The following is an 18370-nucleotide window of genomic DNA, read 5'->3' on the forward strand; positions in this document are numbered from 1 at the left end:
GTGCGGGGCGAGGGGATGCAGCGGGGACCGAGCCGATTCAGGTCGCCGCCCGCGCCGCGACCCGCTCCGCCAGCAGACAAAGAATCTCGAACAAAATCCCCGCGCCGGCCAGCGCCGTGATCCCGCCGGCATCGAGCGGCGGCGCGACCTCGACGAGGTCGGCGCCGACGAGGTCGAGGCCGCGGAAGGCCCGCAGCAGGTGCAGGGCCTCCCGCGTGGTGAAGCCGCCGATCTCCGGCGTGCCGGTGCCGGGGGCGAAGGCGGGATCGAGGGCGTCGATGTCGAAGCTGAGATAGGTCGGCGCGTCGCCGACGACGGCGCGGGCTTCCGCCGCCACCTCCGGCAGGCCGCGGGCGCAGACCTCCTCCATCTCGACGATGCGGATGCCCTGGCTCTTCGCCCAATCGCGCTCGTCCGCCGCATCCATGCTGCCGCGGATGCCGATCTGCACGCAGCGTCTCGGGTCGAGTACGCCGGCCTCCACCGCGCGGCGGAACGGGGTGCCGTGGGTCAGCCGCGAACCGCCGTACTGGCTGTCGTCGGTGTCGCTGTGGGCGTCGATGTGGATCAGCCCGAGCGGGCGCGCCGCCCCCAGCGCCCGCAGCACGGGGAAGCTGACGAAATGGTCGCCGCCGACCGAGAGCGGCACGATGCCGGCCTCGGCCAACGGCCGGTAGAACGCCTCGATGCGCCGGTCGGTCTCGGCGGCGTCCACGGGGTTGACCGGCACGTCGCCGAGGTCGGCGCACGCCGCCAGCGCGTAGGGCGCGACGCCGGTGGCGTGGTTGAGCGCCCGCGTGCCGGTCGAGGCCTCGCGCACGGCCCGCGGGCCCAGCCGGGCGCCGGGCCGGTTGGTGGTGGTGCCGTCGAACGGGATGCCGACCAGCCCGATCTCGACCGCGCCCGGTGCCGCCTCGGGCGCCAGCACCGGCAGCCGCATGAAGCTCGACAGCCCGGAGAAGCGCGGCGTCTCCATGCCCGAGGCCGGGCGGAACCGCGCCCGTCGCTCCGCCCGCGTGTCGTCCGCCTTCGCCGCCATGCCGCGCCTCCTTCGTGCGCGGTCCATCAAGCCGCCACGGGCGCCCGGCCGCAAGCCGCGCCGGAACGGGGCAGGGGGCCAAGCGCCCCCCGCCCTCGCCCGCTCAGCCGCCCTGCTTGCGCAGGCTGCTCTCCTCCCCCGAGCCGTCCGTCATCGGGCCCGACGCGCTGCTCGTGTTCGCGGCATCGGAATCCGCGTCCGTCTGCCGGGCGCCGACATGGTCGTGATACTGCTCGGTCTGGATGTTGCGGCTGTCGAGGCCGCGCTCGTCGGTGTGGCGGGACTTGCCGCGGTTGCTCAGCACGTCGTTTTCGCCGAGCACGCCCTCGGGCAGCTCGGTCATGGCGCCGCTGCCGTCGCCCTTGCCCTGCGTGCCGGGCCCCATGCTGTGCCGGTCGGCCTTGGCCATGGTCTCGCTCCTGTTGGCTCACGGGTTCGTGAGGGCCCGGAACTGGACGCAGGGTCGGCGGCGGCAAGGCGGCGGCGTCGGATTGCCGCTGGCGGGGAGAACCCTTCAAGCGATCAGCCGCGGGGCAGGCCGCTCCTCCGCCGCGCCGGCCTCGATCTCGGGCAGGCGCTGCAGCAGCGCGGTCATCCGCATGGGCCGGCCGATCAGGTAGCCCTGGACCGAGCGGCAGCCGAGGCGGCGCAGGATCGCGAGCTGGCCCTCGGTCTCGACGCCCTCGACGATGCAGGGCAGGTCGAGGTTGCGGCAGAAATCCAGGATGGTGGCGACGATGCGCTCGCCGCGCGGCGCATGCAGGTCGGCCATGAAGCTGCGGTCGATCTTCACCTTGTCCAGCGGCAGGCGGTGGACGTAGCTGAGGCTCGAATAGCCCGTCCCGAAATCGTCGAGCGCGATCCGGATGCCGAGCGCCCGCAGCAGGGTGATGGCGTCGCAGGCCCGCTCGAAGTCGCGCATCAGCGCCGTCTCGGTCAGCTCCAGCGTCAGGCGGCGCGGATCGAACCCGCTCTCGCGCACGATCTCCATGATGGCGATGACGGTCTCGGCGGAGGCGAGGTCGTGCGAGGACAGGTTGAACGACAGGCCGATCCCCGGCGGCAGGCGGGCGGCGTCGCTGAGCGCCCGGCGCAGCAGCGTCGTCGTCAGCCGGTGGATCGCGCCGCAGCGCTCGGCCGCCGCGATGAAGCGGTCGGGCGCGATCCGGCCGAGCGTCGGATGGGTCCAGCGGGCCAGCCCCTCGACCATGACGACGCGGTTGGTGCGCAGGTCGAGGATCGGCTGGACCTGCACCTCGATCTCGCGGGCGAGGTCGGGGCTGTGCAGCGCCGCCTCGATGGCGCGCTCGGTGCGGATGGCGTTCTCGTGCTCCTGCGAGAACGCGGTGGTGTGGCCGCGCCGGTTGAGCTTGGAATGGTAGAGGGCGTAGTCGGCCCGGTCGAACAGCTCGGGCGCCCCGCGGCCGGCCTCGGGATAGACCGCGAGCCCGGCCGAGCAGCCCGCCGTCACCAGGGTCTCCCCGAGCCGGATCGGCGCCCGTAGCGCCGCGCAGATCCGGTCGCAGACCGCCGTGACGTCGGCACCGTCCGCCGGGAGGCGGATGAGCGCGCCGAACTCGTCGCCGCCGAGCCGCGCCACGCTCACCCCGGAATCGGCGAAGCGGGCGAGCCGCCGCCCGGTCTCCTGCAGCACCCGGTCGCCGGCCTTGTGGCCGTAGGTGTCGTTGATCGGCTTGAAGCGGTCGAGATCGAAGATCGCCAGCGCGAACGGGGCCTCGCCCTCAGTCAGGGCCTCCAGCTCGCTGAAGAAGGCGCGGCGGTTGGGCAGCCCGGTCAGGCTGTCGCTCAGCGCCAGCCGCGCGTTCTCCTCGGCGAGGCGCTGCGCCTCGAACTGCGCGCGGGTGAGGGTGACGAAGGCGCGGAAGTTGTTGGCGAGGATGCGCACCATCACGACCGTCACGAAGGTCGTGTTGAGGGCGATGGCGATGAACACGCCGTTGTGGCTCGTCAGGCAATGGATCAGGAACGCCCCCGTCACGATCAGCGTCACGCCGAAGGCGGCGACCGGCAGGTGGGTCAGGCAGAAGATGCAGCCGATCACCGTGATGGCGATGAAGATCGCCACGTGCCCCTGCTCGTAGGGGCCGCCGAAGGCGGAGAGCGCGATCGCCCAGCCGACGAAGCCGACCGCGAAGACGAGGGACAGTGCGGTCGTCAGGCGCAGGTGGCGCTCGGCCCGCGCCTCGGAAAACGTCTCGGGCCGCATCCGCCACCAGTGCAGCGCGCGGGCGGCGCACAGGGCCACGAACACCGCCGGGCAGGCGAGGGTGAGCGAGGCCGGCGCGAGGCCGAGATGGGTGAAGGCCAGGGCGCAAGCATTGACCGAGAGCAGGGCGTAGAGCGAGACGATCTGGGTGCGCAGCTCGACGAGCTGCCGGACGGCCATGCGGCCGGAGACGCGCGCGAACAGCTCCTCGCCCAGAAGCCTGCGGACCGGCGCGCGAATTCGTTCGAAGGACGACATGCTTCCGCGCTCTCGCTCGATCACCCAGATGTGAGCGAATCGCCTTAAGAATCGATGACGTGGTGAATCCCGGCCGCGCCGGGACCTCAGCCCGACCGGGCGGCCAGCAATTCCGAGAACCGCGTCACCAGCCGGCGCCCGACCTCCTCCTTGCCGAGTTTCGGCCAGGTCTCGACGCCGCCGTCGCGGGACACGAGATGGACGGTGTTGTCGAGCCCGCCCATCACGCCGCCCTCCGCCGAGACGTCGTTGGCCACGATCAGGTCGCAGCCTTTGCGCGCGATTTTTTTCCGCGCGTTGTCGAGCACCGCATCGGTTTCGGCGGCGAAGCCCACCACCAGCGACGGGCGGGCGGCCGTGCGGGCGGAGATCGTGGCGAGGATGTCGGGGTTCTCGACCAGCGTCAGCGGGGCCGGCGTGCTGCCGTCCTTCTTGATCTTGGCGCCGCGGGTCTCGGCCGGGCGCCAGTCGCCGACCGCGGCGGCGAAGATCGCCAGATCGGCCGGAAGGGCGGCCTCGACCGCGGCCAGCATGTCGCGGGCGCTCTCGACCCGCACCACCGTGACGCCCGCCGGATCGGGGATCGCCACCGGCCCCGACACCAGCGTGACCCGCGCGCCCGCTTCCGCGGCGGCGGCGGCGACCGCGTGGCCCTGGCGGCCGGACGAGCGGTTGGCGAGGTAGCGCACCGGATCGATCGCCTCGTGCGTCGGACCCGAGGTGACCAGTACGTGCCGCCCCGTGAGCGGTTTCTTGGCGGTTTCGCGACCCGCCAGGAAGCCGAAGCCGGTGCTGCCTGAGCGCGCCGCCAGCATCGCCTCCAGCGCGTCGGCGATCTCGTGCGGCTCGGCCAGCCGCCCGGGGCCGAACTCGGCCTCGGCCATCGCGCCCTCGTTGGGGCCGACCACGCTCACGCCGTCGGCCTTCAGGGTCGCGAGGTTGCGTTGCGTGGCCGGATGCAGCCACATCCGCACGTTCATGGCCGGGGCGATCAGGATCGGCAGGGTGGTGGCGAGCAGCACCGTCGCGGCCAGATCCGGCGCGTGGCCGGTCGCCATCCGGGCCATCATGTTGGCGGTGGCCGGCGCCACCACGACCGCGTCGGCGTCGCGCGCCAAGCGGATATGACCGATCTCGGCCTCGCTCTCCCGGTCGAACAGGTCGGTGTGCGACCGCTCGCCCGCGAGCGCGGCCGCCGCGAGCGGCGTGATGAATTCCTGCGCCGACTCGGTCAGCAGCGGGCGCACCGCCGCGCCCCGGTCGCGCAGGCGCCGGATCAGGTCGAGCGCCTTGTAGGCGGCGATGCCGCCGCCGACGATCAGGAGGACGCGGCGGCCGGCGAGCGGGGAGGGCGAGCGGGACATGGGGCGCAGCACGAGATTCTTTGGGGCTGCGCGTCAAGGGGAGGGGGCACCAGCCTCGGACCGACGCCCATTCTGATGCAAGGCGCAACGCTCTCGAATACCCTCCGCCGTCATTCCGGGGCGCCGAAGGCGAACCCGGAATCCACGACTGGCCGCGACGCCTCGTACAGCCGCGCATCACGGGTGGATTCCGGGTTCCGCTGCGCGGCCCCGGAATGACGGGGGAGGGGTGAAACGCGGGCTGTAACCCCGCCTCCCCCTCAATCCGGCACCGTCAAACCCGCGATCCCCTCCCGCGCCGGCGGAAACTGCGGGTCCATCGCCTCCAGCGTGTCGGCGATGGTGCGGGCCACCATGAGGTTGCGGGCCCATTTGCGGTTGGCCGGCACCACGTGCCAGGGGGCGTAAGGGGTCGAGCAGCGCGACAGCGCGTCGTCGAAGGCGGTGCGGTAGGCGTCCCAGCTTTTTCGCTCGGTGAGGTCGGCGGGGTCGAACTTCCAGTGCTTGTCCGGGTCTTCGAGGCGCGCCTCCAGGCGCTCCTTCTGCTCGTCCTTGGAGATGTGGAGGAAGAACTTCAGGATCGTGGTGCCCGACAGCGTCAGCAGCCGCTCGAAATCGTTGATGAGGCCGTAGCGCTCGCACCACGTCTCCTCGGGCACCAGCCCCTTCACCCGCACCACCAGCACGTCCTCGTAATGGCTGCGGTTGAACACGCCGATCAACCCGCGGCCCGGGGCGCGGAGGTGGTAGCGCCACAAAAAATCCTGATCGAGTTCCTCGGCGCTCGGCACCTTGAACGACCACACCCGGCACCCTTGCGGGTTCACGCCCTCCAGCACGGAGCGGATGGTGCCGTCCTTGCCGCCGGTGTCGATCGCCTGGAACACCACGAGGAGCGAGCGGGCGTGCTCGGCGTAGAGTTTCTCCTGCAACGCCTTGATCCGCTCGCGCACGCCGGCCAGCGCCGCCTTGGCCTCGGCCTTCTCGAGGCCGCCCGTCGCGTCGGGATCGACATGGCTGAGGCTGAAGCGCGTGCCGGGCTCCACCGTGACGATGCCGGGGGCGGCCCGCGGCAGGGGCGGAGCGCGGTGCGGCGACAGGCTCGGCGCGGTGCCGAGCCCGGCATCCACCGCCCGCGCCCAGGCGGCGGAGGAGGGCGGATGGTCGTCGGCCCGCGCCTTGCGTGCTTCCTTCTTCGCCTTCTTGTCCTTGCTCTTGTGCTCCACGTCACCCTGCGACGCTGTTTCCCGGATTTTCCCCGTCTCCGGGCCGCCCGCATCCTTGCCGTTCGTCTTGCTCATACCGAAGATCACCCGCTCGTGAGCCGATCGCGGGCGCGAGGCCCGCGGGGAGGGGAAGCGTTGAGCCCCAAACAGATCCGCCGCCCCCGCCGTTCCCACCGGAGCGGGCGGGCGTGAGCGATGCGCCGACGATCTGGTTCCTGCGCCACGGCCAGACCGACTGGAACGCGGAAGGCCGCCTCCAGGGCCACCGCGACGTTGATCTCAACGCCCACGGCCTCGCCCAGGCCGGGGAGGCGGCCGATCGGTTGCGCCGCGTCGCCGGAGCGGACCTCCCCACCGCCGACTACGTCGCGAGCCCGCTGCTGCGCACCCGCCGGACCATGGAGACGGTGCGGGCCCGCATCGGCCTGCCGCCGACGGGCTACCGCGCCGACCCGCGCCTGCGCGAGATCGGCTTCGGCCACTGGGAGGGCCACACCTGGGCCGAGATCCGCCGCCGCGACCCCACGGGGGCCCGCGACCGCGACCGCGACCGCTGGGGCTACCGCCCGCGCGGCGAGAACGGCGAGAGCTACGCCATGGTCGAGGCGCGCGTCGAGGAGGTGGTGAGCGAGCTGCGCCGCCCCACCGTGATGGTCTCGCACGGCGGCGTCGCCCGCGCGCTCCTCGTCATCCTCGGCCATCTCGACATCCACGCCGCGGTGCGGATGGGCATCCGCCAGGGCAGCGTGTTGGTCCTCGACGCCAAGGGCTGGCGCTGGGCTTAGAGCCCTTCGGCGCCGGCAGGGCCGCCATGCGCCGCCGTTTTCTTTCGGGTGCACCCGCCATCTCTCCGTGTCGATGCGAGCGGGCGGCGCCGCAGGTTCCATCGCCGTTCAGCAGGTGTATGGGACGCCCCTGACAGGGACCGGGCCGCCAAGCGGGCGCGATCCCGTCGCAAAAGCGCCCCGCGCGCCGCGCTAGTCAGGCGCCGACGCCGAGGGGGCGGACGGACAATCGATCGGCCGAGGGGCCGGCACGGAGCAGCGGATGGACGGTCTCGCCGAGATGAGCCCGACCCGGCCGAACGGCGAGGGCGCGACCCCGCCGCGCGGCAGGGCGGTCCTGCGCGGCTCCGCGCGGCCCGACCTGATCCGCCGGGAGACCCTGGCCTCGATCTTCCGCGATTCGGCGCGGGCGCGGGCGCAAGCCCCCTGCCTGATCGACGCCGCCGCGAGCGGCCCCGACGGCCGCCCCCCGGTCCTGACCTACGCCGAAGTCGATGCCCGCTCCGACCGGCTCGCCGCCGCGCTCGGTGCCCGCGGGATCGGGCCGGGCGACGTGGTCGGCCTGTGGATGGCCCGCGGTACCGAACTGCTGATCGCCCAGATCGCCATCGCCAAGTCGGGCGCGGCGTGGCTCCCGTTCGACGCCGAGGCTCCGGCCGACCGGGTCGCGGTCTGCCTCTCGGACGCGGCGGCGAAAGCCCTGTTCGTATCGGAATCCTTGCGCCCGCAGGCGCCCGACGGCGTGGCACCCGTCACCACCGCCGAACTCCTGAGCGCCACGCCGGAAGGCGGCGCCCCCGATCTCGACGCGGCGGGCCTCACCCCCGAGCACCCGGCCTACCTGATCTACACCTCGGGCTCGACCGGCGTGCCCAAGGGCATCGTCATCAGCCACGCCAACATCTGTCACTTCCTGCGCTCGGGCAACGCCGTCTACGGCATGAGCCCCGACGACGTGGTGTTCCAGGGCGCTTCCGTCGCCTTCGATCTCTCGATGGAGGAGATCTGGGTGCCCTATCTCGTCGGCGCCTGCCTCTTTGTGGCGAGCCCGGCCATGATGGGCGACGTCGAGGCGCTGCCCGGCCTGATCGAGCGGGCCGGCGTCACCGTGCTCGACACGGTGCCGACGCTGCTCGCCATGATCCCCGGCGACCTCCCCACCGTCCGCCTCGTGCTGCTCGGCGGCGAGGCCCTGCCCGAGCCGCTGGTGGCGCGCTGGGCCACCCCGAACCGGCGCCTGTTCAACACCTACGGCCCGACCGAGGCCACCGTCGTGGCCACAGCCGCCGAGATGCGGCCGGGCGTGCCCGTCACCATCGGCGGCCCGATCCCGAATTACTCCGTCTACGTCGCCGACGAGGCGCTGAACCTCCTGAAACCCGGCGAGCAAGGCGAGTTGCTGATCGGCGGCCCCGGCGTCGCGAAGGGCTATCTCAAGCGCCCGGAGCTGACGGCGGAAAAGTTCGTCGCCAACCCCTACGCATCCGACGGCACCGATCCGGTGCTCTATCGCTCGGGCGACGCGGTCTCGATGACGGAAGACGGCGACATCGTCTTCCACGGCCGCATCGACGATCAGGTCAAGATTCGCGGCTTCCGGGTCGAACTCGGCGAGATCGAGGCCCGCATCCGCGGCGAGGAGGGGGTGAACCAAGCCGCGGTGGTGCTGCGCCGCGACGACGAGGTGGACCGCCTCGTCGCCTTCCTCGTCCCCGAGCGCGGCGTCGAGATCGACCGGGGCAAACTGCGAAAGGATCTGGCGGCGCAGATGCCGCCCTACATGGTGCCGGGCCATTTCGAGACGGTCGAGTCCCTGCCCCGCCTCACCTCCGGCAAGGTCGATCGCAAGGCCCTGAAAGCGACCCCGCTGACCGTCGCGGCGAGCGACGGCACGCAGGAAGAACCCGACAACGAGACCGAGGCCGCCCTGCTGGCGGCGGCGAAAAAGATTTTCGGCGAGCAGCCGATCGGCTTTGAGGCCGACTTCTTCTCCGAACTCGGCGGCCACTCGCTGCTCGCCGCCCGCTTCGTCGGCGCGGTGCGCGAGACGCCCGCGCTCGCCGGCATCACCCTGCAGGACGTCTATGCCGGGCGCACCCTGCGGGTCATGGCGTCGAACCTGATCGAGCGCACCGGCGGCGTCGGCACCGAGACGGCGATCCGCGACCTGAGCTTCGCACCGCCCCCGCTCCTGCGCCGCGCGCTCTGCGGGCTGGCCCAGGCCGCCGCACTTCCCTTCGTGATCGCGCTCGCCACGTCGCAGTGGCTCGGCATCTTCGTCACCTACCTGCTGCTCACCGGCGGGGGCCTCGGCTTCTGGGGCGAACTCGCCGTCCTGCTGCTCGTCTATATCGGCATCAACGTCGTGACGGCGACGGTCGCGATTTGCGCCAAATGGCTGATCCTCGGGCGGACGAGGCCCGGCCGCTATCCGCTCTGGGGCGTCTACTATTACCGCTGGTGGCTGGCGCAGCGGCTGGCGCCGCTCGTCCACATCAAGTGGCTCCAGGGCTCGCCCGCCCTCGCCACCTATCTGCGACTCTTAGGGGCCAGGATCGGCGAGGACGTGCTGATCTCCGACCTCGATGTCGGTGCGCCCGATCTCCTCACCATCGGCCGCGGGGCGTCGCTGGGCGGGCGGCTCGTCATCGCCAACGCCGAGGTGGTCGGCAACGAACTGATCATCGGCCCCGTCGTCATCGGCGAGGATGTCGCCATCGGCACCTCCTGCGTCATCGGCCACAACACCGTGATCGAGGACCACGCCGAGATCGCCGACCTCACCACCGTGCCGGCGGGCACGACCGTCGGCACGGCCGAATCCTGGGACGGCTCGCCGGGCCGGCGCGTCGGCACCGTCGATTTCGCGAGCCTGCCCGAACCGGCCACCGCCTCGCCCGCCCGGCGCGCGGCGTTCGGCGCGGTCTACGCCTTCCTGCTCGCGGCGGTGCCGGCGGTCGGCCTGCTGCCGATCTTCCCGGCCTTCTTCGTCTTCGACAGCATCTCGGACCGGCTCTCCGAGGTCACCGACGTCGATTATCACGCCTACCTGCCGCTGCTGACCTGGCCCACCGCGATGCTGATGACGGCGGGCACGGTGCTGCTGATCTCCGGCATCCGCTGGGCGGTGCTGCCGCGGGCGACCTCGGGCACCTACTCGATCTGGTCGGGCTTCTACCTGCGCAAATGGCTGGTGGCGCTCGCCGCGGAAGTGACGCTGGAGACGCTCTCCTCGCTGTTCGCCACGGTCTACATGCGGGCGTGGTACCGGCTGATGGGCGCCCGCATGGGCAAGGGCGCCGAGATCTCGACCAATCTCGGCTCGCGCCACGACCTCGTGAGCGTGGGCGCCAACAACTTCGTCGCCGACGAGGTGGTGGTTGGGGAGGAAGAGATCCGCCGCGGCTGGATGCATCTCCACACCGTCGAGACCGGCGCCCGCGTCTTCGTCGGCAACGACGGCGTGCTGCCACCGGGTGCGAAAATCCCCGACGACGTGCTGATCGGCATCAAGTCGAAGCCGCCCAAGAACGACATGATGCATCCGGGCGAGACGTGGTTCGGCTCGCCGCCGATCCGCCTGCCGGTGCGCCAGAGGGTCGATCTCGGCTCACGCGCCCAGACCTTCGAGCCGAGCGTTTGGGCGAAGCTCCGCCGCGGCCTGTTCGAGGCCTTCGCCACCTCGTTCTCGCCGATGCTCTATCTCTCGCTCGCCATCTGCGCGATCGATTGGGTGTTCTACCCCGCGATCCTGGAGGAGAACTGGCTCGGGCTCGGGGTCTCGTTCGTGGTGGCGAGCGTCGTCATCGCCCTGATCCAGACCTCCACCGTCATCGCCCTCAAGTGGCTGCTGATGGGGCGTTACCAACCCGGCATGCGGCCGATGTGGTCGTGGTGGGCGATGCGCACCGAGGCCATCGCGGTGGCCTATTGGGGCTTGGCCGGCAAGGTGCTGCTGGAACACCTGATGGGCACGCCGTTCCTGCCCTGGGTGCTGCGCCTGTTCGGCGTGAAGGTCGGCCGGGGCGCCTGCCTGCTCATGACCGACATCACCGAGTTCGACTGCGTCTCGATCGGCGACTATGCCGCCATCAACCGCTCGGCCGCGCTCCAGACCCACCTCTACGAGGACCGCATCATGAAGGTCGGCCGCGTCGAAGTCGGCAACGGCGTCTCGGTCGGCGCCTTCTCGACGGTCCTCTACGACAGCCATGTCGGCGACTACGCACGCCTGCGCCCCCTCACCATCGTGATGAAGGGCGAGTCGATCCCCGCGCATTCGCAGTGGGAGGGGGCGCCCGCGGTGCCGGTGGTGCATGGGGCGGAGCCGGCGAAGGTGGCGTGATCCTTCGCCTGGGGCGCCTCGGCACCGCGGGCGTTTCGTGCGAACCTACGCGCGCCCCGGAGGCCATCCATGCTCGACGCGAACCCATCTGCCTTGCCCGAGCCACGTAGCCTGATCGGCACGTGGCGGCGTTTCGGCCCGGTCGGTCCGGTCTATGAAATCATCGGCACCCGTGAGCCGTTGCCGCGGGGAGGGTCCCTGATGCGGGTGCGGGTCGTGGAGACGGGCGAGGAGATCGATTACCCGCTCGCGGACATTCTCGACGATCCGAAGGAGCGTTGATGTTCGCGATCGCCTTCGATCTCGTCGTGGCGGACACCCAGGCTCATCACCCAAAGGGGCTTTCGCAGGCTTACAGCGACATCCGCACGACGCTCGCGAGCCACGGCTTCGATTGGATTCAGGGCAGCCTCTACATCAGCCAGGGCGAGGATCTCGCCAAGCTGTTCGCGGCCATTATGGCGCTCAAGGCGCTGCCCTGGTTTCCAGCCTCGGTGCGCGATTTGCGCGCCTTCCGCGTCGAGCAGTGGTCGGACTTCACCGCAACGGTCAAAAGCTGACGTGCGCTCGTTTCCTGTCGCTACCCGCCCGGCATGATGAGAGCTACGTCTTGACGACCGACAGACCGTCGGGCGCCCCGGACCAGTGGCTCTCGTCTGTGGCCGGGTTGTCGGCGTCCTCGGCGGCGATCCGCTCGATGTCGTCCTCGGCCATGTTGCGGAGGGCGGCCCAATCCGTGCCACGGGTCGCGGCCTCAGCCGTCGTGCCATCCGGCATGATCGCCCGTCCGTTCTCTGGAGGGTGCTTCACGGCGACCGCCGAAGGCTGACGCCGCCGTGAGTCGTGCACCTCACGCCGCCTCGGTCTTCCCGCCCAGCCGCTTGTCCAGATACGTGTCCACCGTCTGGGTCAGCTCGTCGACCTTGCCGTCGAAGAAGTGGTTGGCGCCCTCGACCATCTGGTGCTCGATGATGACGCCCTTCTGGGTCTTCACCTTCTCGATCACCGGGATCACCTCGCGGGCCGGCGCCACGCGGTCCTCCGAGCCGTGCACGAACAGGCCCGAGGACGGGCAGGGCGCCAGGAAGGTGAAGTCGTAGCGGTTGGCCATGGCGGCGATCGAGATGAAGCCCTCGATCTCCGGGCGGCGCATCAGCAGCTGCATGCCGATCCACGAGCCGAACGAGACGCCCGCGATCCAGCAGGACTTCGCCTCCGGGTTGACCGACTGCACCCAGTCCAGCGCCGCCGCCGCGTCCGACAGCTCGCCCGAGCCGTGATCGAACGCGCCCTGGCTGCGCCCGACCCCGCGGAAATTGAAGCGCAGGGCCGCGAAGCCGCGATTGGCGAAGGTGTAGAAAAGATTGTACACGATTTGATTGTTCATCGTGCCCCCGAACTGGGGATGCGGGTGCAGCACGATGGCGATCGGCGCGCCCTTCTTCTTGGGCGCCTGGTAGCGGCCTTCGAGGCGGCCGGCGGGGCCGGAAAAGATGACTTCGGGCATGGTGTCCTCAGATGACTCACCACACCCGCCCGGACGAGGCCGAACGGGCATGGCTGCGAGGGCCGGCACGCGCCGACCCTGCCTTGACTCGCTCGGCGCGCCTCTTAAAAACGGTCTTAGAATGATTCTAGGTGATTAGAACCGTTCTAAAGAAGAGGATTTCGAAACCTCGACCCAATCGGGAGTGCGCCGTTGCGGGCGCCTTAGCATGGGGACGGGGGGACAAATCAAGGAAATCACGGGCTCTTAAGGCGACAAGGACAGTTCTGGCACGGATGGACACGGCGGCGCGCAGCTATCTCGACCACAACGCGACCTCTCCGGTACGGCCGGAGGTGGCGGCGGCGGTCGCACGCGCCCTGAACCTGCCGGGCAACCCGTCCTCGATCCACGCCGAGGGCCGCGCCGCCCGCGCTGCGCTCCAGACCGCCCGCGCGCGACTAGCCGTCCTCGTCGGCGCCGCGCCGGAGCGGGTCGTGTTCACGAGCGGCGGGACGGAAGCCGCCAACGCCGTCCTGTCCGGTGCGCTACGCCGGAATGGCTGCCCCGCGCCGACCCGGCTGATGATCTCGGCGACCGAGCACCCTTGCGTCGCCGCCGGCCACCGCTTTCCTGAGAGCGCCGTCGAGGTCCTACCGGTGGACGAGACCGGGACGCTGCGCCTCGACGCGCTCGCCGCGCGGCTCGACGCCCGCCGCGACGAGGCCGTGCTGGTCTCGGTGCATGCGGCCAACAACGAGACCGGGGTGGTGCAGCCGCTCGCCGAGATCGTCCGCCTCGCCCGCGCCCACGGCGCCGCGCTGGTCCACAGCGATGCGGTGCAGGCGGTCGGCAAGATTCCTCTGGATTTCGATGCGCTCGGGCTCGATGCCCTGACCCTGTCGGGCCACAAGTTCGCCGCGCCCAAGGGCGTCGGGGCCCTCGTGCTGGCCGAGGGCGTGACGCTGGAGACGGCGTTCCTGCGCGGCGGCGGCCAGGAGGCGCGGCTGCGCTGCGGTACCGAAAATCTCGCGGGAATCGTCGGCATGGGCGAGGCGGCGGAGATCGCCCGCACCGCCCTCGACGCCGAGGCCGTGCGCCTCGCGGGCCTGCGCGATGCGCTCCAGAATCAGGTTCGTGCGCTCGCCCCCGACGCGGTGGTGTTCGGCGAGTGCGCCGCGCGGCTGCCCAACACGCTCAGCTTCGCCGTGCCGGGCCTGGCGGCCGCGACCGCGCTGATCGCCCTCGATCTCGCGGGCGTCGCCGTCTCCTCGGGCTCGGCCTGCGCCTCGGGCAAGGTCGCCCGCTCGCCCGTGCTCGCCGCCATGGGCGTGAGCCCTGCGCTGGCCGCGGGGGCGCTGCGCGTGAGTTTGGGCTGGAATTCGGACGATGCCGACCTGCGACGCTTCCTCGAGGGGTTCGAACGGGTCGTGTCGTCCCTATATCAACGGCGAGGGCAGGCCGCCTGAGCCACGCTCAGCGCCGCCCGCCCAAGCCAATCACTGTCGTTGAAACCCCCGGTCCTTGACGCCGGAGTCGGTTAGGAGAGGCTGAATGCCTGCTGTGCAGGAGACCATCGATCGGGTCCGTTCGATCGACATCGACCAGTACAAGTACGGGTTCGAGACCGTCATCGAGATGGAGAAGTCCGAGAAGGGCATCTCCGAGGACGTGGTGCGCTTCATCTCGGCGAAGAAGAACGAGCCCGAGTGGATGCTGGAATGGCGCCTCGACGCCTACAAGCGCTGGCTCACGATGAAGGAGCCGGAATGGGCCCGCGTCGAGTACGACCGGGTCGATTACAACGACATCTACTACTACGCCGCGCCGAAGCGGAAGGGCCCGGAATCGCTCGACGAGATCGATCCCGAGATCCTCAAGACCTACGAGAAGCTCGGCATCCCGCTGCGCGAGGTCGAGATGCTGGAAGGCATCGCCCCCGAGCGCCGCGTCGCGGTGGACGCGGTGTTCGACTCGGTCTCGGTCGCGACCACCTTCAAGAAGGAGCTCGAGAAGGCCGGCGTGATCTTCATGCCGATCTCCGAGGCCATCCGCGAGTACCCGGACCTCGTGAAGACGTATCTCGGCTCGGTCGTGCCCGTGACCGACAACTTCTTCGCGACGCTCAACTCGGCGGTCTTCTCGGATGGGTCGTTCGTCTACATCCCGCCGGGCGTGCGCTGCCCGATGGAGCTGTCGACCTATTTCCGCATCAACGAGCGCGACACCGGCCAGTTCGAGCGGACCCTCATCATCGCCGACAAGGGCTCCTACGTTTCGTATCTCGAGGGCTGCACCGCCCCGAAGCGCGACGACAACCAGCTCCACGCCGCGGTGGTCGAGCTGGTGGCGCTGGAGGATGCCGAGATCAAGTACTCGACCGTCCAGAACTGGTACCCCGGCGACAACGAGGGCAAGGGCGGCATCTACAACTTCGTGACGAAGCGCGGCGATTGCCGCGGCGCCCGCTCGAAGATCTCGTGGACGCAGGTCGAGACCGGCTCGGCGATCACATGGAAGTACCCGTCCTGCATCCTGCGCGGCGACGATTCCCGCGGCGAGTTCTACTCGATCGCGGTGTCGAACGGCATGCAGCAGGTCGATTCCGGCACCAAGATGATCCATCTCGGTAAGAACACCACCAGCCGGATCATCTCGAAGGGCATCTCGGCGGGCCGCTCGCAGAACACCTATCGCGGCCTCGTCTCGGCCCACCGGAAGGCCAAGGGCGCGCGCAACTTCACCAACTGCGACAGCTTGCTGATCGGCGACCAGTGCGGGGCGCACACCGTGCCCTACATCGAGTCGAAGAACGCGTCCGCGGTGTTCGAGCACGAGGCCACCACCTCGAAGATCTCCGAGGACCAGAAGTTCTACTGCCTGCAGCGCGGCCTCTCCGAGGAGGAGGCGACCGCGCTCATCGTCAACGGCTTCGTCCGCGACGTGCTGCAGCAGCTGCCGATGGAGTTCGCCGTGGAGGCCCAGAAGCTGATCTCGATCAGCCTCGAAGGCTCGGTGGGCTGACGGCCGGCCATGACCTACGCGTTCGACACCCTCAAGTTCACTCAGCGGCTTGAACAGGTCGGCGTCGGACGCGAACAGGCCGAGGCCCACGCCGAACTCGCGCGGGACATGATCCTGGCCGACGTGGCGACGAAGGCCGATCTCGCCGCCCTCGAGGCGTCTCTCAAAGCCGAGATCAGGGCCGAAATCTCCGGGGTGAAGTCCGAGTTCAGGACTGAAATCGCCGGGGTGAAATCCGATCTCAAGACGGAAATTTCCGGGGCGAGGTCCGAGTTCAGGACTGAAGCCGGCGGGATGAAAACCGAGATCGGCACGCTGAAGGCCGATGTCGGTTCTCTGAAAACCGAACTCGGCACCATGAAGAAGGAGTTCGAGGGCTCGCTGCGCGAACTCGAGCTCCGGATGACCGTGAAGCTCGGAGCGATGATGGTGGCGGCCGTCGCCGCGGTCGCCGCGCTTCAGAAATTCCTTTGACGGCGCAGCGCGTAAGCGGCCGTCGAACCTAGACTTGGGACTTCGTACAACATGCTGGAAATCAAGAACCTCGTCGTACAGATCGAGGACAACCGCATCCTCAACGGCCTGAATCTCACCGTGAACGACGGCGAGGTCGCCGCGATCATGGGTCCGAACGGTTCGGGCAAGTCGACGCTCTCCTACGTCATCGCCGGCAAGGAGGACTACGAGGTCCTCGACGGCGAGATCCTGCTCGATGGGCAGAACGTGCTGGAGATGGCGGCCGACGAGCGCGCCGCTGCCGGCATCTTCCTCGCCTTCCAGTACCCGCTGGAAATCCCGGGCGTGGGCACGATGACCTTCCTTAAGGCCTGCCTCAACGCCCAGCGCAAGGCGCGCGGCGAGGACGAGCTGTCGACCCCCGAGTTCATCCGCGCGGTGAACGGCGCCGCCGACAAGCTCGAGATCAACAAGGAGATGCTCAAGCGGGCGCTGAACGTCGGCTTCTCCGGCGGCGAGAAGAAGCGCATGGAGATCCTGCAGATGGCGCTGCTGCAGCCGAAGTTCTGCGTCCTCGACGAGACCGATTCCGGCCTCGACATCGATGCCCTGCGCATCGTCTCCGAGGGTGTGAACGCGCTGCGGGCGGAAGGGCGCTCGTTCCTCGTCATCACCCACTACCAGCGGCTCCTCAACCACATCGTGCCCGACACCGTGCACGTCATGTCGAAGGGCCAGATCGTGAAGACCGGCGGCAAGGAACTGGCGCTCGAACTCGAGGCCTCGGGCTACGCCGAGTACCGCACCAGCGAGGCCGCGTGATGGCCGACGTCACCAATCTCCGCTCCCCCGCCGAGGCCGGGCTGTCCAAGCTGTTCGAGTCGTCCCGCGCGGCGTTCGCCAGCGAGTCCGCGATCAGCCGCGAGGAGGCGTTCCGCTTCTTCGAGGCGACCGGCCTGCCGAGCCGCCGGGTCGAGGCGTTCAAGTACACCGACCTGCGTGCCGCCATCACCGAGGCCGCCCCGCCGGCGGAAGCGCCCTCGGACGCGGCCGCCAAGGACGCGGTGGCCGGCGCCACGGGCTTTGCCGGGGTCGAGGCCGTGCGCCTCACCTTCGTCAACGGCCATCTCGTGCCGGCCCTGTCGGACCTCGACCGGGTTCCCGAGGGCGTCACCGTCACGGCTCTCAACGAGGCGCTGTCGAAGGGCGACGACCGCCTGAAGCTGCTCGCTCCCGTCGAGCAGGTGCGCGAGAACCCGGTCTACCAGCTCAACACCGCCTTCCTGGCGGACGGCGCGCTGATCTCGGTCGCGGCCGGCGCCAAGCCCGCCACCCCCGTGCATCTGCGCTTCGTCGGCACCGGTGACACGTCGTTCTCGACGGCGACCCGCGTGCTGGTCGATGTCGGCGCGGGCGCCGAGTTCTTTCTGCTGGAGAGCCACGAGGGACCGTCCGGGCTGATCTATCAGCCGAACGACGCGCTCGACGTGCGCATCGGCGAGGACGCCGCCTTCCGCCACAGCCGGATCAACCGCGAGGGTGACGCGGCCATCGCGCTCTCCACCCTGTCGGCGCGGCTCGATGCCCGCGCGCAGCTGGAGACGGTCAACCTCGTCACCGGCGCCAAGCTCTCGCGCCACCAGCTCTACCTGCACATCGCGGGCGAGGACGCCAACGCCGTCGTCAACGGCGCGGCGCTGCTGGGCGAGGGCCAGCTCGCGGATTCGACTCTGCTCGCCGACCACGCGGCGACCGGGGGCGTCGGCCGCGAGATGTTCAAGACGGTGATCGACGGCGAGTCGACCGGCGTGTTCCAGGGCAAGATCATCGTCCGCCAGGTCGCGCAGCAGACCGACGGCAAGATGAAGTCCGATTGCCTGCTCCTCAAGGACGAGGGGCAGATGATGAACAAGCCGGAGTTGGAGATCTTCGCCGACGACGTCGCCTGCGGCCACGGCGCCACCTGCGGCGCGCCGGACGACGAACTGCTGTTCTACCTCATGGCCCGCGGCCTGCCGCGCGCCACCGCCGAGAGCCTGCTGGTCCAGGCCTTCGTCGGCGAGGCGGTCGAGGCAGTCACGCACGAGGGCGCCCGCGAGGCGCTGATCGGCGGGATCGAGGCTTGGCTGAAGGCGCGGGGGTAAGCGTCGGCAAAACCCT

At 70.0% G+C, this 18370-nt stretch carries 16 protein-coding genes; 9 read left to right on the forward strand and 7 right to left on the reverse strand.

Annotated elements, in window-relative coordinates:
* Nucleotides 1-37 precede the first annotated feature (37 nt).
* The 5 genes from speB to AAHG03_RS12915 form a co-directional block, all read right to left on the reverse strand.
* Nucleotides 38-1039, reverse strand: coding sequence for an agmatinase (gene speB, locus AAHG03_RS12895; RefSeq protein WP_342151071.1), 1002 nt, complete (start codon nucleotides 1037-1039; stop codon nucleotides 38-40).
* Between the two features lie 103 nt (nucleotides 1040-1142).
* Nucleotides 1143-1448, reverse strand: a complete 306-nt coding sequence (locus AAHG03_RS12900; protein WP_342151072.1) for a hypothetical protein — start codon at nucleotides 1446-1448, stop codon at nucleotides 1143-1145.
* Between the two features lie 105 nt (nucleotides 1449-1553).
* Nucleotides 1554-3524 carry a putative bifunctional diguanylate cyclase/phosphodiesterase gene (locus tag AAHG03_RS12905; RefSeq protein ID WP_412759744.1) on the reverse strand — a complete coding sequence of 657 codons (1971 nt, stop codon included), beginning with the start codon at nucleotides 3522-3524 and terminating at the stop codon, nucleotides 1554-1556.
* Nucleotides 3525-3610: 86 nt separating this feature from the next.
* Nucleotides 3611-4888: a bifunctional phosphopantothenoylcysteine decarboxylase/phosphopantothenate--cysteine ligase CoaBC gene (gene coaBC, locus AAHG03_RS12910; protein WP_342151073.1), complete on the reverse strand. Its 1278-nt coding sequence runs from the start codon at nucleotides 4886-4888 to the stop codon at nucleotides 3611-3613.
* 260 nt (nucleotides 4889-5148) lie between these two features.
* A complete protein-coding gene (locus AAHG03_RS12915; RefSeq protein ID WP_342151074.1) occupies nucleotides 5149-6189 on the reverse strand; it encodes a polyphosphate kinase 2 family protein in 1041 nt (346 codons plus the stop codon).
* Between the two features lie 113 nt (nucleotides 6190-6302).
* Between AAHG03_RS12915 and AAHG03_RS12920 the strand changes: the two genes are divergently transcribed.
* The 4 genes from AAHG03_RS12920 (at nucleotide 6303) to AAHG03_RS12935 (ending at nucleotide 11804) form a co-directional block, all read left to right on the forward strand.
* A complete protein-coding gene (locus AAHG03_RS12920; protein ID WP_342151075.1) occupies nucleotides 6303-6899 on the forward strand; it encodes a histidine phosphatase family protein in 597 nt (198 codons plus the stop codon).
* Between the two features lie 262 nt (nucleotides 6900-7161).
* Nucleotides 7162-11244: a Pls/PosA family non-ribosomal peptide synthetase gene (locus tag AAHG03_RS12925; RefSeq protein WP_342151076.1), complete on the forward strand. Its 4083-nt coding sequence runs from the start codon at nucleotides 7162-7164 to the stop codon at nucleotides 11242-11244.
* Nucleotides 11245-11313: 69 nt separating this feature from the next.
* A complete protein-coding gene (locus tag AAHG03_RS12930; protein WP_342151077.1) occupies nucleotides 11314-11526 on the forward strand; it encodes a DUF5397 family protein in 213 nt (70 codons plus the stop codon).
* Entirely contained in the window at nucleotides 11526-11804 is a 279-nt protein-coding gene (locus AAHG03_RS12935; protein ID WP_342151078.1) for a virulence factor, read from the forward strand. The genes AAHG03_RS12930 and AAHG03_RS12935 overlap by 1 nt, the downstream gene beginning before the upstream one ends.
* Before the next feature lie 43 nt (nucleotides 11805-11847).
* Here AAHG03_RS12935 and AAHG03_RS12940 read toward each other — a convergent pair whose 3' ends face one another.
* Together AAHG03_RS12940 and AAHG03_RS12945 are read right to left on the reverse strand one after the other, a co-directional pair.
* The gene (locus AAHG03_RS12940; RefSeq protein ID WP_342151079.1) at nucleotides 11848-12021 is read right to left on the reverse strand and encodes a hypothetical protein; all 174 of its coding nucleotides are present in this window, start codon (nucleotides 12019-12021) and stop codon (nucleotides 11848-11850) included.
* 73 nt (nucleotides 12022-12094) lie between these two features.
* Complete coding sequence (locus AAHG03_RS12945) at nucleotides 12095-12751, reverse strand: alpha/beta hydrolase (protein ID WP_056237741.1); 657 nt, start codon at nucleotides 12749-12751, stop codon at nucleotides 12095-12097.
* A gap of 275 nt (nucleotides 12752-13026) precedes the next feature.
* On the opposite strand from AAHG03_RS12945, the gene AAHG03_RS12950 reads away from it, so the two are divergent.
* The 5 genes from AAHG03_RS12950 to AAHG03_RS12970 all read left to right on the forward strand — a co-directional run bounded on the left by AAHG03_RS12950 (nucleotide 13027) and on the right by AAHG03_RS12970 (nucleotide 18354).
* Entirely contained in the window at nucleotides 13027-14199 is a 1173-nt protein-coding gene (locus tag AAHG03_RS12950) for a cysteine desulfurase family protein (RefSeq protein WP_342151080.1), read from the forward strand.
* A gap of 85 nt (nucleotides 14200-14284) precedes the next feature.
* On the forward strand, nucleotides 14285-15754 hold the full coding sequence (gene sufB / locus AAHG03_RS12955; protein ID WP_342151081.1) for a Fe-S cluster assembly protein SufB: 1470 nt from the start codon (nucleotides 14285-14287) through the stop codon (nucleotides 15752-15754).
* Nucleotides 15755-15763: 9 nt separating this feature from the next.
* On the forward strand, nucleotides 15764-16228 hold the full coding sequence (locus tag AAHG03_RS12960; RefSeq protein WP_342151082.1) for a CCDC90 family protein: 465 nt from the start codon (nucleotides 15764-15766) through the stop codon (nucleotides 16226-16228).
* 51 nt (nucleotides 16229-16279) lie between these two features.
* Nucleotides 16280-17032, forward strand: coding sequence for a Fe-S cluster assembly ATPase SufC (sufC, locus tag AAHG03_RS12965; RefSeq protein ID WP_342151083.1), 753 nt, complete (start codon nucleotides 16280-16282; stop codon nucleotides 17030-17032).
* Nucleotides 17032-18354 (forward strand): SufB/SufD family protein, encoded by a 1323-nt coding sequence (locus AAHG03_RS12970; protein WP_342151084.1) that lies wholly within the window; start codon nucleotides 17032-17034, stop codon nucleotides 18352-18354. Before sufC ends, AAHG03_RS12970 begins: the two co-directional genes overlap by 1 nt.
* Nucleotides 18355-18370: the final 16 nt, after the last annotated feature.

Source organism: Methylorubrum subtropicum, from assembly GCF_038442325.1.
GTDB lineage: Bacteria > Pseudomonadota > Alphaproteobacteria > Rhizobiales > Beijerinckiaceae > Methylobacterium > Methylobacterium subtropicum.